Here is a 15,457-nt window from a genome sequence, read left to right as displayed (position 1 = left end):
TCAATGCTTAAACTGCTTTAGTTGAGCTAAAACTTAAATGCGCCTAATGATCCAGCCTGAACAGTAGCTGTCATTAGGCGTTTTTATTTTGTGATTATGCCACTGGCTTTGTTATGCTGCTAACCTGAGCCGATTGTCACCTTGTGATGATTCACAGCCATTAATCAAAAAACATATTTTTATCATTCAGTAGGAGTAAATATGAAAAACATATTGTCACTGTTGTCCGTCGCCTTCATCTTAATCGGACTGACTTTTTCAACTTCAGCTCGAGCTGATAAATACTCAAAAACTGTCGAAGACTTTAGAAAAGCACCAGAAGTACAAAACTTCTTTAGTAATGCATACGGATATGCGATTTACCCAACCGTCGGTAAAGGTGGTATCGGCATCGGTGCAGCATATGGTAGTGGCCGAGTCTATAAAGGTGGCATCCACACGGGTGACTCAACGCTATCTCAATTATCAATTGGTTTTCAGTTAGGCGGCCAAGCTTACAGCGAGATTATCTTCTTCAAAAACAAAGCCGCTTATGATGACTTCACCAGCGGTACTTTTGAATTTAGCGCTCAAGCTTCAGCAGTGGCAATTACTGTAGGTGCAAATGCACAGGTTGGATCGACAGGTAACTCTGCAGCGGCAGGTAATGCAGGAAACCGCACCGCAGCAAAAGCTAATTACATGAATGGCATGGCAATTTTCACTGCAGCTAAAGGCGGATTAATGTATGAAGCAGCTATAGCAGGACAGGCTTTTAGCTTTGATGCTAAGTAAGATATCTAAAGTACAGGCAGTTAACTAGCAAAGTAACTGTCTGTACTATTACCACAAAATATTCAAAAGTTTTTTCACTGAATCCCAGACACAACAAGTTCGATATGACAGTAACAATCAACTCTAAATAAAGCGCTATTTAACGTTTTGGTGAGGATCTATCGATTATTGTAAGGACATATGGACATCGCGGGCTGCGCAATCATTGCTAAATTTATTATCTATTATTCCTGCCCTCATATTCTGGGCACAAAAGAATCAGTAACGTTTTATCTACCCTCTCAAATGAGCAATAAGCCCTTACCATCTCCTTATTTTCACATGGGCATATCGTCCACACTATCAACTGTTGATGTGCCTAACCTGCATACCTAAAACTCCTGACACAAAAAAAGCCCGTTACGTGAGTATCGGGCTCTCTGCTCTCAATTAAGAGAAATTAGACGCTTGGTGATGACCTGCTTTTATAATCTTTTAAGGGTACATGGGCATATCGACCACACTTTCAGCAGTTGATAAGTCAAAACTTGTACGTTAACTTTTTCCAGACACAAAAAAGCCCGATACGTGAGTATCGGGCTATCTGCTCTCAATTAAGAGAAATTAGGTGCTTGGTAATCACCTACTTTTATAATCCTTGTAAGGACACATGGGCATATCGACCACACTATCAGCTATCGATGTGTCTAAACCTGCAGTTTACTTTTCTTTAGGCAAAGAAAAACCCCGCTACATCGTAGCGGGGTTCGTCGTATTAGGCGCTTGGCAATGACCTACTTTCACATGGGGAGACCCCACACTATCATCGGCGCTATTGCGTTTCACTACTGAGTTCGGGATGGGATCAGGTGGTACCACAATGCTATTGTCACCAAGCAAATTTGGCTGTTAACTGCTGTCGCAATTAACTAAATTCGGAAAGCTGGTTTGTTTCTTTGAGTTCACACTTCATTAAGCGCTTTAAATTCTTCACTAAGTCTTTTGTAATAAATCTAGTTACCATCAACTCAGATACACCTACATGGATGTAGGCAGTGCCAAGAAATGATTGGACTCATTTCTGGTAAAACTTATCTGGGTTGTATGGTTAAGCCTCACGAGTCATTAGTACAGGTTAGCTCAACGCCTCACAACGCTTACACACCCTGCCTATCAACGTCCTAGTCTCGAACGGCTCTTTAGAGGAATTAAATTCCTAGGGATGACTCATCTTAGGACTCGCTTCCCGCTTAGATGCTTTCAGCGGTTATCGATTCCGAACGTAGCTACCGGGCAATGCTATTGGCATAACAACCCGAACACCAGCGGTTCGTCCACTCCGGTCCTCTCGTACTAGGAGCAGCTTCCTTCAATCATCCAACGCCCACGGCAGATAGGGACCGAACTGTCTCACGACGTTCTGAACCCAGCTCGCGTACCACTTTAAATGGCGAACAGCCATACCCTTGGGACCGACTTCAGCCCCAGGATGTGATGAGCCGACATCGAGGTGCCAAACACCGCCGTCGATATGAACTCTTGGGCGGTATCAGCCTGTTATCCCCGGAGTACCTTTTATCCGTTGAGCGATGGCCCTTCCATACAGAACCACCGGATCACTATGACCTACTTTCGTACCTGCTCGACGTGTATGTCTCGCAGTTAAGCTGGCTTATGCCATTGCACTAACCGTACGATGTCCGACCGTACTTAGCCAACCTTCGTGCTCCTCCGTTACTCTTTGGGAGGAGACCGCCCCAGTCAAACTACCCACCAGGCACTGTCCCGAACCCCGATAAGGGGCCGCGGTTAGAACATCAAAACTACAAGGGTGGTATTTCAAGATTGACTCCACTCCATCTAGCGACGAAGCTTCAAAGTCTCCCACCTATCCTACACATGTAGGTTCAATGTTCAGTGCCAAGCTATAGTAAAGGTTCACGGGGTCTTTCCGTCTAGCCGCGGGTATACGGCATCTTCACCGCAATTTCAACTTCACTGAGTCTCGGCTGGAGACAGCGTGGCCATCATTACGCCATTCGTGCAGGTCGGAACTTACCCGACAAGGAATTTCGCTACCTTAGGACCGTTATAGTTACGGCCGCCGTTTACTTGGGCTTCGATCATGAGCTTCTCCGAAGATAACCCAATCAATTAACCTTCAAGCACCGGGCAGGCGTCATACCGTATACGTCATCTTGCGATTTTGCACAGTACTGTGTTTTTGATAAACAGTTGCAGCCACCTGGTATCTGCGACTGCCAGCAGCTTAGAGAGCAAGTCTCATCACCGCCAGCAGCGTACCTTCTCCCGAAGTTACGGTACCATTTTGCCTAGTTCCTTCAGCCGAGTTCTCTCAAGCGCCTTGGTATTCTCTACCCGACCACCTGTGTCGGTTTGGGGTACGATTCCTACTAACCTGAAGCTTAGAAGATTTTCCTGGAAGCATGGCATCAACTACTTCATCCCCTTGGGGACTCGTCATCAACTCTCAGCCTAGTGTTCACCCGGATTTGCCTAAGTGAACAGCCTACAGTCTTAAACGCGGACAACCAACGCCGCGCTAGCCTAGCCTTCTCCGTCTCTCCATCGCAGTTAGCAGAAGTACGGGAATATTGACCCGTTTCCCATCGACTACGCCTTTCGGCCTCGCCTTAGGGGTCGACTCACCCTGCCCCGATTAACGTTGGACAGGAACCCTTGGTCTTTCGGCGTGGGGGTTTTTCACCCCCATTATCGTTACTCATGTCAGCATTCGCACTTCTGATACGTCCAGTGTGGGTTACCCCTTCACCTTCAACCGCTTACAGAACGCTCCTCTACCGCTTGCTCATAAGAGCAAACCCATAGCTTCGGTGTATTGCTTAGCCCCGTTAAATCTTCCGCGCAGGCCGACTCGACTAGTGAGCTATTACGCTTTCTTTAAATGATGGCTGCTTCTAAGCCAACATCCTAGCTGTCTAAGCCTTCCCACATCGTTTCCCACTTAGCAATAACTTTGGGACCTTAGCTGATGGTCTGGGTTGTTTCCCTTTTGACGACGGACGTTAGCACCCGCCGTCTGTCTCCCGAGTAGTACTCACTGGTATTCGGAGTTTGCAAAGGGTTGGTAAGTCGGGATGACCCCCTAGCCTTAACAGTGCTCTACCCCCAGTGGTATTCGCTCGAGGCGCTACCTAAATAGCTTTCGAGGAGAACCAGATATCTCCGAGTTTGATTGGCCTTTCACCCCCAGCCACAAGTCATCCGCTAATTTTTCAACATTAGTCGGTTCGGTCCTCCAGTTGATGTTACTCAACCTTCAACCTGCCCATGGCTAGATCACTCGGTTTCGGGTCTACACCTTGCAACTAAACGCGCAGTTAACACTCGGTTTCCCTACGGCTCCGCTATTCGCTTAACCTCGCTACAAAATGTAAGTCGCTGACCCATTATACAAAAGGTACGCAGTCACGGTCTCAAGAACCGCTCCCACTGCTTGTACGTACACGGTTTCAGGTTCTATTTCACTCCCCTCACAGGGGTTCTTTTCGCCTTTCCCTCACGGTACTGGTTCACTATCGGTCAGTCAGGAGTATTTAGCCTTGGAGGATGGTCCCCCCATATTCAAACAGGATGTCACGTGTCCCGCCTTACTCGATTTCATCTATGGTTAGTTTTCATGTACGGGGCTATCACCCTGTGCCGCTGTGCTTTCCAACACATTCCACTAACACCCCATAGACTTAAGGGCTAATCCCCGTTCGCTCGCCGCTACTAGGGGAATCTCGGTTGATTTCTTTTCCTCTGGGTACTTAGATGTTTCAGTTCCCCAGGTTCGCCTCATAACGCTATGTATTCACGTTATGATGACCACTTATGTGGCCGGGTTTCCCCATTCGGACATCGTTAGCTCAAATGCTTGTTACTAGCTCGCCAACGCTTTTCGCAAGTTACTACGTCCTTCATCGCCTCTGACTGCCAAGGCATCCACCGTATACGCTTAGTCACTTAACCATACAACCCAAATAAGTTTCTAAAAGAAACAAACTGTTGTTAAAGCCCATAGCCTTAACAGTCGTATCGTAACTAGCTGGTTTATTACTAATTTGCATCTCTTACGAGTACACAAATTCGCCTTAGTTTTTAGAATATTCAAGACACTTAATAAAGTGTTTTGAGAACTCAATGTATTACTGAAAAGGGATTAACTTCCCAATAATACGATTTGTAATTAATTAACATGACAGACTCATGCAATTAAATACTATCAGCTTTCCAAATTGTTAAAGAACAATGCTAACCGGCTGGCGGCGCATTTCGCTCAACTCCATCAAGGAGTAACAAGCAATCTGTGTGAACACTCAACAAACATCAAGTTAGTCGTATAGGTAAGGAGGTGATCCAGCCCCAGGTTCCCCTAGGGCTACCTTGTTACGACTTCACCCCAGTCATGAACCACACCGTGGTAAACGTCCCCCCGAAGGTTAGACTATCTACTTCTGGTGCAGCCCACTCCCATGGTGTGACGGGCGGTGTGTACAAGGCCCGGGAACGTATTCACCGTAGCATTCTGATCTACGATTACTAGCGATTCCGACTTCATGGAGTCGAGTTGCAGACTCCAATCCGGACTACGACGTACTTTGTGAGATTAGCTAGACCTTGCGGCTTTGCAACCCTCTGTATACGCCATTGTAGCACGTGTGTAGCCCTACTCGTAAGGGCCATGATGACTTGACGTCGTCCCCACCTTCCTCCGGTTTATCACCGGCAGTCTCCCTAGAGTTCCCGCCATTACGCGCTGGCAAATAAGGATAGGGGTTGCGCTCGTTGCGGGACTTAACCCAACATTTCACAACACGAGCTGACGACAGCCATGCAGCACCTGTCTCAGAGTTCCCGAAGGCACTAAGCTATCTCTAGCGAATTCTCTGGATGTCAAGAGTAGGTAAGGTTCTTCGCGTTGCATCGAATTAAACCACATGCTCCACCGCTTGTGCGGGCCCCCGTCAATTCATTTGAGTTTTAACCTTGCGGCCGTACTCCCCAGGCGGTCTACTTAATGCGTTAGCTTGGGAGCCCAGTGCTCAAGGCACCAAACTCCGAGTAGACATCGTTTACGGCGTGGACTACCAGGGTATCTAATCCTGTTTGCTCCCCACGCTTTCGTACATGAGCGTCAGTCTTTGTCCAGGGGGCCGCCTTCGCCACCGGTATTCCTTCAGATCTCTACGCATTTCACCGCTACACCTGAAATTCTACCCCCCTCTACAAGACTCTAGTTCACCAGTTCCAAATGCAATTCCCAGGTTGAGCCCGGGGATTTCACATCTGGCTTAATGAACCGCCTGCGTACGCTTTACGCCCAGTAATTCCGATTAACGCTTGGACCCCTCGTATTACCGCGGCTGCTGGCACGAAGTTAGCCGGTCCTTCTTCTGTAGGTAACGTCACAGTAATGGCGTATTAAACCACTACCTTTCCTCCCTACTGAAAGTGCTTTACAACCCTAGGGCCTTCTTCACACACGCGGCATGGCTGCATCAGGGTTTCCCCCATTGTGCAATATTCCCCACTGCTGCCTCCCGTAGGAGTCTGGGCCGTGTCTCAGTCCCAGTGTGGCTGATCATCCTCTCAGAACAGCTAGGGATCGTCGCCTTGGTAAGCCATTACCTTACCAACTAGCTAATCCCACCTAGGTTCATCCAATCGCGAAAGGCCCGAAGGTCCCCTCCTTTCCCCCGTAGGGCGTATGCGGTATTAGCAGTCGTTTCCAACTGTTATCCCCCTCGACTGGGCAGATCCCTAGGCATTACTCACCCGTCCGCCGCTCGTCAGCAAAGAAAGCAAGCTTTCTTCCTGTTACCGCTCGACTTGCATGTGTTAGGCCTGCCGCCAGCGTTCAATCTGAGCCATGATCAAACTCTTCAATTAAAGTTTTTTGATTCCGAAGAATCGGCTCAATGAATTCTGATTACATTATGCAGACTCGGAAGAATCTACATCCTGTTTGTTACATATTGCTATGAACACTCATCGTTACATTGATAATAATTTTGATTGCCACCTAAGTGACAATTTCGATTAACTCAACACCTGTGAGTGTCCACACAGATTTACTTGTTTGATTGTTAAAGAGCGTTGACCGTGTTGGTCAGGGATGCGTATTCTACGCTTTCCCTCGTTGGCGTCAAGTGTTTTTTCAAACTTCTTTTTGCCGTTAATTTGAAGTGGTTAAAACCTTCTCAAATCAACCTGACTCAGTATTTCGCTGTTGCGCTCTGCCGTGTCAGTGGATGCGCATTATAGGGAGATTATGAAACCGTGCAAGGGCTTTTTTCAATTAATTTCAGTTTTATTAAACTTAAGCATTTAGCAACAAGATACTCAGAAGTTAACCCCATAGTTATCCACAATAATGATTTTCTCACCATAAAACCTGAATTAAAATGAGCTCTAACCAGTAGCGGTCCTGTCGGTTTACTTCTTGAGAATAGTTCTATGCTCTGAGGGTTGCTGCTATTGCTGCATTACTGCTATTACCTCTACTACTTCTATTACTTCTATTACCTCTACTACTTCTATTACCTCTACTACTTCTATTACCTCTACTACTTCTATTACCTCTACTACTTCTATTACCTCTATTACTTCTATTACTTCTATTACTTCTATTACTTCTATTACCTTTATATAGAAGGCAAAAACACTATGTCAATAAAGCTCGCTTTAAATAGAGCTTGGCTAGAACTAAAACGCTCTCATAAAACTTACGCATAACGAGATGACGGCTATTCCCATTTAATTTCTAGCAGGTACTCGGTTCCATTTCCCCGATGCCTCAAATACATTCCAACAGCGCTAATTTAGCTTAACAGCATTTAACGATTCAATTAATCGATTAATACCATTATTTATAATTAACTTTTACGTTTACATTATTCACAGGCAGAAAGAGCGTGAGTTGTTAATTGAGAGAATCCCATTGATATAACAAAAAAAAGCTGTTTAATCTTATCAATGAGTTTGGCATTTAGTGTTCAAGCAGAAACATTAACCCGTGACAATGGAGCTCCTGTAGGAGATAACCAGAACTCAATCACTGCGGGCAGTAATGGCAGCGTACTTCTGCAAGATGTCCATTTGATTCAAAAATTACAACGTTTCGCTCGCGAACGAATTCCAGAGCGTGTCGTACACGCAAGAGGGACTGGTGCCCATGGTGAGTTCGTCGCCAGTACAGATTTAAGCAAGCTAACGCAAGCAGCGCCTTTTGCTGAGAAAGGTAAAACCACACCTGTTTTTGTACGTTTCTCTACTGTTGTCCATTCTAAAGGATCGCCAGAAACCTTACGTGACCCACGTGGTTTCGCGACTCGTTTCTATTCAGATCAAGGTAACTGGGATCTTGTAGGTAACAACCTACCTGTATTTTTCATCCGTGATGCAATTAAATTTCCTGACATGGTTCATTCACTAAAACCATCTCCAGTCACTAACCTTCAAGATCCTAATCGTTTCTTCGATTTCTTCAGTCATGAAAGTACAGCAACTAACATGCTAACTTGGGTTTATACCAACTTAGGTACACCTTCTAGTTACCGTAAAATGGATGGTTGGGGTGTTCATGCATACAAATTTATTAATGATGAAAACCAAGTTAACTACGTTAAATTCCATTGGGTGAGCCAACAAGGTGTTGAAGGATTAAGACCCAATGAAGTCACCGAAATGCAAGGGAAAAACTTTAATCACTTAACTGATGACCTTTACAGCGAAATTAGCAAAGGTAACTACCCTAAATGGGATTTAAAAGTAAAAATATTAAACCCAAGTGAGCTCAACAATTTCGATTACCACCCACTTGACGCAACCAAGATGTGGCTTGATGTACCAGAAACCACTGTTGGCACAATGACCCTAAACCGAGTGCCTGATAACTTTTTCCAAGAAACAGAGCAAGTGGCAATGGCGCCATCTAACTTAATTCCAGGTATTGAGCCATCGGAAGATAAGTTACTTCAAGGTCGTATTTTCTCTTATGCAGATACACAGCTTTATCGTTTGGGCGCTAATTTATCTCAGTTACCGATTAACCAAGCAAAAGTGACTGTGGCAAATCACAATCAAGAAGGCGCAGCTAATTACGCTAATACTAAGTCTGATATTAACTATCAACCAAGTAGAAACCTGCCTTTGAGTGACGATGCTCGCTATAAAGCTGTAAACACACCTTTATCAGGCACAGTGCAACAAGCCGTGATTGAAAAACAGGATAACTTCACTCAAGCAGGTGTGTTGTATAGAAGTTTAAGCAAACAAGATAAAAGTGACCTTATCACCAACTTATCAGGCGATTTAGGCAAAGTGGCAGACGCTAATGTTAAACATCAAATGCTCAGTTACTTCTATCAAGCAGATAAAGACTTTGGCGAACGTTTAACCAAAGCTGTTGACGGTAACCTGAAAGAGGTCAAAAAAAGAGCCAATATTTAAATTCTCATTGGACTGAATTAACGCTATTGGGCCAGCGTTAAATAACAGAGTAAGTCCTGCAAGACGTAATTGTGCTCTTTTCTGCCCGTTTAGAGTGCGTCTTGTAGGCCATCCCCATTATCCTTTTTTATTCGCATCGGTACTTAATATGTCGACCTCATTAAAATCTATCCCGAACTTGTTAAAAATTGGCTTTTCAGCCAGTTTTGTTATGGCTTATTTATTATTGTCTTACTCAACAGCTCAGCCTGTAGAGACTAGCAATATTGATGATATGAGCAAGACAGATGCAGCTCAATCTATTTCGGCCAGTCAAGATATTGATAAAGAAACGCAACTATTAATGGATTACTTTTTTGCAGCGGCCAGAACGGGCGATGTAGAAGTATTAACCCACTTTATTGAAGCAGGCTTTCCTATAGATCAACGTAATACCCAAAGTTACACTGCATTAATGGTGTCAGCGTACAACGGCCATCCATCAGCAACATCAGCATTGCTTGAAATGGGCGCCAATGCTTGCTTACAGGATAAGCGAGGAAATACAGCTATAATGGGCGCTGTAATTAAGGCAGAATTTACAATAATTAAGCAGTTATATAGCCATGAATGCGACGCAAACCTGACGAATAAATCAGGTATGACACTGGAGGATTTCGCGGAATATTGGGGACAAATCGATAAATTAAGCAGTGCTATTTTGGTTAACAGCCCTATTCAACAATGATGATGTCAGATGGTGTAAGAGTTATCTAATGCGGAAACTTGTCGATTGAATTGAAAGGTACAAAAAAGCCAATTAACAAAGCTAATTGGCTTTTAATACGAACTTAACTTATTCATGACCCCATGGCGTTGGTGGTAACGCAACAGGTTTGGTTAAGTCAAAGTCGACTCTAAAGTCACGATTTTCTCGTGTTAAGCGATATGTAAATGTCGTAGGCTCAATATACATGTGCCACACGTTAGTTACTGACGCCGTTAAACCATTTTCATTAAAGTTATCAATAGATTCTTGATCCACTGGGAACGATTGCTGGGTCGCAGTGCCCATATCCGCAGTATCGCCGCCGTACATTGTTACTTTATCTTCAGTACCGTCTTCATGGCGATGGTCATGCTTTAAACGCAATCCGGTATCTGTTTTAGTGATAACCCAAGTACGTGAATGATCATCACCTACATGGAAAGGAATTTTAAGCTCTGTGTCGCTACATTCACGTACATGCATAACTAATGCTTTATTGCTAAATGCTGAATCTGCTTCATTGCCAGCTGTCACTTCACCTGCAAAAGCTTTACCGCAGTAAGCTGCGATAGCATCAAAATATTGATGTTGCGGGTTTTCTTGAGGGGCATGTGCCATTGCAATAGCTGGCGCCATGCTGCTGATTACACCAGCGACCAATATTTTTTTCATTATTATTCCTTTTGGTATCGATCAATTAACTTTTACTAACAAACCACAGTAACAGTGATTGTTTAATTTAACCTGAAAAAAAACCGCCTACAAAGGCGGTTTTTTATTAAAGCTTATTTCGGTTAACTTAAGCAAAAGATAACTGCGATTAAACTGATATTATTTTGCTTTAGCTGGGCGTTGACCTTGCTTATGGTTTGAATTACCAGAAGTTTTAGCCCCAAATGGCTTTTTCTTTTGCGACCATCCAGTTTTAGATTTACCTGAACTATTGCTATTCGACGCTTTGCCATTACCTGCAGGTTTACCTTTTCCACCAGTATTACCAGTGCCATTACCTTCAGCAGCGGCTTTAGCTTTATTGGCCGTAGTCGGTTTTTTACCTGATGATTTTCTATCATCAAACTGATTACCGGAAAAACGAGTGAAAGCTTTTTTGCTGCCATCATTTTTGCCGCTATTTTTAACGGCTCCCTTGCCGTTTCGATAACCTTGACGCTCATTGCGCGACTCTGGCGGTACGATATGCTGTACGCCATTACCAATTAAATGCTCTTTGCCCATAGCAACCAGCGCTTCACGAATAAGTGGCCAACCTGCTGGATCGTGATAACGCAGCAATGCTTTATGTAAGCGACGTTGACGTCCCTTTTTAGGCACTGTGACTTCTTCACTGGTATGTTTTACGTTTTTCAACGAGTTCAGCTCAGTGTGATAAATCGTAGTGGCATTTGCCATTGGCGATGGATAGAAGTTTTGTACTTGATCGAGTTTGAATTTCTCTGACTTTAGCCACAATGCCAAATTCAACATATCTTCATCAGTCGTGCCTGGATGCGCCGAGATAAAGTAGGGGATCAGGTACTGCTTTTTACCCGCTTCTTTCGAGTAAAAATCAAATAATTCTTTGAATTTATGATAACTGCCCATACCCGGCTTCATCATCTTACTCAGAGGGCCATCTTCAGTGTGCTCTGGGGCAATTTTTAAATAGCCACCTACATGGTGCTTGGCTAATTCTTTTACATAGCGCGGATCTTCAGTGGCTAAGTCGTAACGCACACCCGAGGCGATCAATACCTTTTTAATCCCCGGTACGTCACGTGCTGCGCGGTATAAGTCAATGGTGTGTTTATGGTCTGTGCCCAAATGGCCGCAAATAGTTGGATAAACACAAGATAAACGACGACACGTAGTTTCCGCTTTTACACTGGTACAGCCTAAACGATACATGTTGGCTGTTGGGCCACCAAGATCTGAAATCACACCAGTAAAACCAGGTACTTTGTCTTGAATATCTTTAATTTCTTTGATGATTGATTCTTGCGAACGGCTTTGAATTATTCGCCCTTCATGCTCGGTAATAGAACAGAAAGAACAACCACCAAAACAACCTCGCATAATATTAATTGAGGTTTTAATCATGTCGTAGGCTGGAATGACTGCTTTACCGTAGCTTGGATGCGGCACACGCTGATACGGTAAATCAAATACTGCATCCATTTCATCAGTATTTAATGGCCATGCTGGCGGATTAACCCACACCGAGCGATTACCTTGAGCTTGAAATAGTGCTCTAGCACAACCAGGGTTTTGCTCTTGATGCAAAATACGCGAGGCATGGGCATATAAAAACTTATCGTCTGCTACCTTTTCGTAAGCCGGCAGTAATACATAAGTTTTTTCCCATGGCTTGGGTCTAGCAGGTTGCACGCTAATGGCTTTAGGTGCGTCGTTATCAAAAATCTTTTTATCAGTTGGTCCTGACAGCTTTTCACAGCCCACATCATCCGCGCCATATGGATTAGGAATAGGGTCGATTTTATGAAGTTGGTCGAGCTTGCGAGAATCCATGCCTTTCCAGCCCGGCAATGGTTCATGACGAATGACGGCTGTGCCACGAATATCGTGCAAGTCAGTCATTTTCTCACCGTTAGCAATACGATGTGCCACTTCCACCAGCGGACGCTCTGCATTACCGTAAATTAAGATATCGGCTTTGGCATCAAAAATAACACTACGACGCACTTTGTCGGACCAATAATCATAATGGGCGATACGGCGTAAGCTTGCCTCAATTCCACCAATGACGACTGGCACTTCTTTAAAGGCTTCTTTACAGCGCTGGGTGTAAACAGTAACCGCGCGATCTGGGCGTTTACCACCTTCATCATTTGGGGTGTAAGCATCGTCACTACGAATACGGCGATCAGCGGTATAGCGGTTGATCATCGAATCCATGTTGCCAGCGGTTACCCCAAAAAATAAATTTGGGCGCCCAAGTTTCATAAAGTCGTTTTTATTCGACCAATCTGGCTGACAAATAATACCCACTCGAAAGCCTTGCGCTTCAAGCATACGGCCAATAACAGCCATACCAAAGCTTGGGTGGTCTACGTATGCATCGCCGCTGACAATAATAATATCGCAGCTGTCCCAACCAAGTTGATCCATCTCTTTTCGAGACATAGGAAGAAACGGCGCCGTGCCATAGCATTCGGCCCAGTATCTTGGGTAATTAAATAACGTGGATTCAACTTGCATGAGATTTGCCTACAATAAACATCATCATTCTGGTGAATTGGACTAGTTAAAGTTTAGTCCAACTCACCCAACTTTTTTATGGAGGCGGAGTATAGCAGTTACGCCACACTAAGTGTGACTAAAAAAACAGCAAAAATAAGGTTTTTAAGCTTTTTATTTGTAACTATAACCTTATTAAAAACAATGACTTTACTTATTAGTTTTGGCTATAAGTTTATAAGCCAATAAAAAAGCCAATATTAACAACCGCTAAGCCGATGACCACTAACCAAGTCAGTAATACGCCCCATTTACGACCGAAATGTATTCCGCCCTTACCCGCAGTCAGTCCTATTGCGTGCAATAACCTAGCAACTATCCAAATGGTACCAAAACAATGCAATATGGCAGGTGATAAACCATTAAACTCCGCCAGCATGAATAAAATCAGCGCCATGGGTGCATTTTCAAGTAAGTTTTCGTGAACACGCTTTGCCAACGCTAAATCTGAATTACCACCAGTACCAATGCCGACTTTATTGATTCGACGCTGCTTTATGACTCGAATAGATAAACCTATCGCAAGTAGCGCGGTTAAGCTGGCGTAAAATCCTGAAATCATCAATGACATGTGTTGCATTTCCTTATTGTTATTTTCTGCAGTAAGCCATAAATTGACTACAATGGAGTATTCATTCTATACACATTACATCAAAATGGAATTATCACATTTTTAACATAAATTTGATGAATTGAAGGTATTCAGCCAACCCCATTTCGGTTACTATTCGCGCCAATGAACCACTACCCAAATAGACTAGAGTGATACACGCCTAATGAACGATTCCAGCTTCATTGAAAAACGCAGATTTATCATAAGATTAGGCAAAGCCCTGCATAAATTTGGAACCCCTGCATATCGACTAGAGTCGCATCTGCAAACGGTGTCATCTACCCTTGGAATCGAAGGGTATTTTTTGATTTCACCCACTTCGATGACCTTTGTGCTTCAGCACGATACTGAACAAGAATACAATCATGTTGCCCGCGTTAAACCTGGCGACTTAGATTTAGGCTCTCTTGCCCGCACTTTTGATTTAGTTGAAGAGCTCAGCACTGGCCAACGGACTCTAGCAGAATCCCTAGAACGATTAGAAGAAATCGCCAACAAGCCTAACCCCTATGGTCACGGTTTAACCTTAATGTCATTTGGTATCAGTGCTGGCGCTTTTGCCATGCTAATGGACACCAGCTGGAACGATGTTTTTTGGTCTGGCATGTTGGGCTTATTAGTTTACGGTTTGGTTTTTTGGGCTGAAAAATCTAAACGAGTAGCAGAAATGCTCGAACCCTTAGCCGCGGTTGTTTGCGCCATTTTAACCTGTGGTATTGCGGCAGGCATTGACCCCAGTATTAATATCCCTGTGGTAATTTTGTCGGGCATTATTATCTTTGTGCCAGGTTTAGCGTTAACCCTTGGGCTTGCTGAACTGGCTGCACGTGACTTAATATCCGGCACCGCGCGCATCATGGATGCGATAATGCTGCTATTTAAGCTGTATTTTGGCGCAGTACTTGGGATGACACTGGGTAAAGTGATGTTTGGTGAGTCTGTGTATATTGAGCCAGATGCTTTACCTCGCTACGCTTCTTGGGCTGCGGTGCCTCTGCTTTCAATGGCACTTGTTATCATCTTTAAAGCACGTATCAAAGATTCACCTTGGGGTATTTGCGCAGGTATTGTGGCGTATTTCTCCGCTATGCTTGGCGGCCTTTATTTAGGTGAGTCGATTGGAATTTTCGTCGGTGCATTGGCCGTTGGTATTTATTCAAATCTCTATGCTCGATGGATGAAAGCCCCTGTATCTATTGCCCTCCTACAAGGCATTGTTATCTTAGTACCGGGCAGTAAAACCTACATTGGCTTAAATGCGATGATTTCGGGTGAAACTATGCTCAATCAAGCCCATTTAGGCACGCAAGTATTCCTGATTTTCATGTCACTGATCGCAGGACTAATTTTTGCCAACGTCATTGTGCCACCAAGAAGAAGTCTATAGCTCAACGTACGATTAAATCTTTCAATATAAAAAAGGAGCCTTAGGCTCCTTTTTTATGCGCTACAACCATCATTATTGGTTTTTTTAATAAAATATCCTGCCGTTTCTTAAAATTAGCGCCATACTTAAATGAATTCAAGCATGGTAAAAGTTGCATGATAAATTGCTATTGACTCAATAGCTTAAAAACACTTTTAGCTAATGTAGTCTTGATGAATTAAAT

The 15,457-nt window shown here is 44.0% G+C and carries 8 protein-coding genes and 3 rRNA genes; 5 read left to right on the top strand and 6 right to left on the bottom strand.

All coding sequences use genetic code 11. The features are described 5' to 3' along the window. The first annotated feature begins 201 nt into the window (after nt 1-201). Together AC0L4E_RS00390 and AC0L4E_RS00385 are read left to right on the top strand one after the other, a co-directional pair. On the top strand, nt 202-774 hold the full coding sequence (locus tag AC0L4E_RS00390; RefSeq protein WP_473677520.1) for a YSC84-related protein: 573 nt from the start codon (nt 202-204) through the stop codon (nt 772-774). A 649-nt stretch (nt 775-1,423) separates the two neighbouring features. Beyond that, the gene (locus AC0L4E_RS00385; RefSeq protein WP_473677519.1) at nt 1,424-1,546 is read left to right on the top strand and encodes a hypothetical protein; all 123 of its coding nucleotides are present in this window, start codon (nt 1,424-1,426) and stop codon (nt 1,544-1,546) included. Here AC0L4E_RS00385 and rrf read toward each other — a convergent pair. The 3 genes from rrf to AC0L4E_RS00370 all read right to left on the bottom strand — a co-directional run bounded on the left by rrf (nt 1,535) and on the right by AC0L4E_RS00370 (nt 6,669). Then, nucleotides 1,535-1,650, bottom strand: a 5S ribosomal RNA gene (gene rrf, locus AC0L4E_RS00380). The two genes, AC0L4E_RS00385 and rrf, sit on opposite strands and share 12 nt — an antisense overlap. Nucleotides 1,651-1,857: 207 nt before the next feature. After that, nucleotides 1,858-4,749 (bottom strand): 23S ribosomal RNA (locus AC0L4E_RS00375). A gap of 375 nt (nt 4,750-5,124) precedes the next feature. Continuing rightward, a 16S ribosomal RNA gene (locus tag AC0L4E_RS00370) occupies nt 5,125-6,669 on the bottom strand. The 16S, 23S and 5S rRNA genes sit together here, the layout of an rRNA operon. A gap of 1,086 nt (nt 6,670-7,755) precedes the next feature. On the opposite strand from AC0L4E_RS00370, the gene katE1 reads away from it, so the two are divergent. Together katE1 and AC0L4E_RS00360 are read left to right on the top strand one after the other, a co-directional pair. Continuing rightward, on the top strand, nt 7,756-9,231 hold the full coding sequence (gene katE1 / locus AC0L4E_RS00365) for a catalase KatE1 (RefSeq protein ID WP_473677518.1): 1,476 nt from the start codon (nt 7,756-7,758) through the stop codon (nt 9,229-9,231). Between the two features lie 148 nt (nt 9,232-9,379). Beyond that, a complete protein-coding gene (locus AC0L4E_RS00360; RefSeq protein ID WP_473677517.1) occupies nt 9,380-9,958 on the top strand; it encodes an ankyrin repeat domain-containing protein in 579 nt (192 codons plus the stop codon). A 108-nt stretch (nt 9,959-10,066) separates the two neighbouring features. Here the strand turns inward: AC0L4E_RS00360 and AC0L4E_RS00355 are convergent, their stop codons facing one another. The 3 genes from AC0L4E_RS00355 to AC0L4E_RS00345 form a co-directional block, all read right to left on the bottom strand. Then, a complete protein-coding gene (locus tag AC0L4E_RS00355; RefSeq protein WP_473681432.1) occupies nt 10,067-10,615 on the bottom strand; it encodes a hypothetical protein in 549 nt (182 codons plus the stop codon). A 195-nt stretch (nt 10,616-10,810) separates the two neighbouring features. Continuing rightward, nucleotides 10,811-13,195, bottom strand: coding sequence for a YgiQ family radical SAM protein (locus tag AC0L4E_RS00350; protein WP_473677516.1), 2,385 nt, complete (start codon nt 13,193-13,195; stop codon nt 10,811-10,813). 214 nt (nt 13,196-13,409) lie between these two features. Then, nucleotides 13,410-13,805 (bottom strand): MAPEG family protein, encoded by a 396-nt coding sequence (locus AC0L4E_RS00345; protein WP_473677515.1) that lies wholly within the window; start codon nt 13,803-13,805, stop codon nt 13,410-13,412. A gap of 205 nt (nt 13,806-14,010) precedes the next feature. On the opposite strand from AC0L4E_RS00345, the gene AC0L4E_RS00340 reads away from it, so the two are divergent. Then, a complete protein-coding gene (locus AC0L4E_RS00340; protein WP_220752409.1) occupies nt 14,011-15,234 on the top strand; it encodes a threonine/serine exporter family protein in 1,224 nt (407 codons plus the stop codon). Nucleotides 15,235-15,457 lie beyond the last annotated feature (223 nt).

The sequence above is a fragment of the Shewanella sp. GJ50-10 genome, from assembly GCF_055808815.1.
This window is presented reverse-complemented; position numbering and strand designations above follow the sequence as displayed.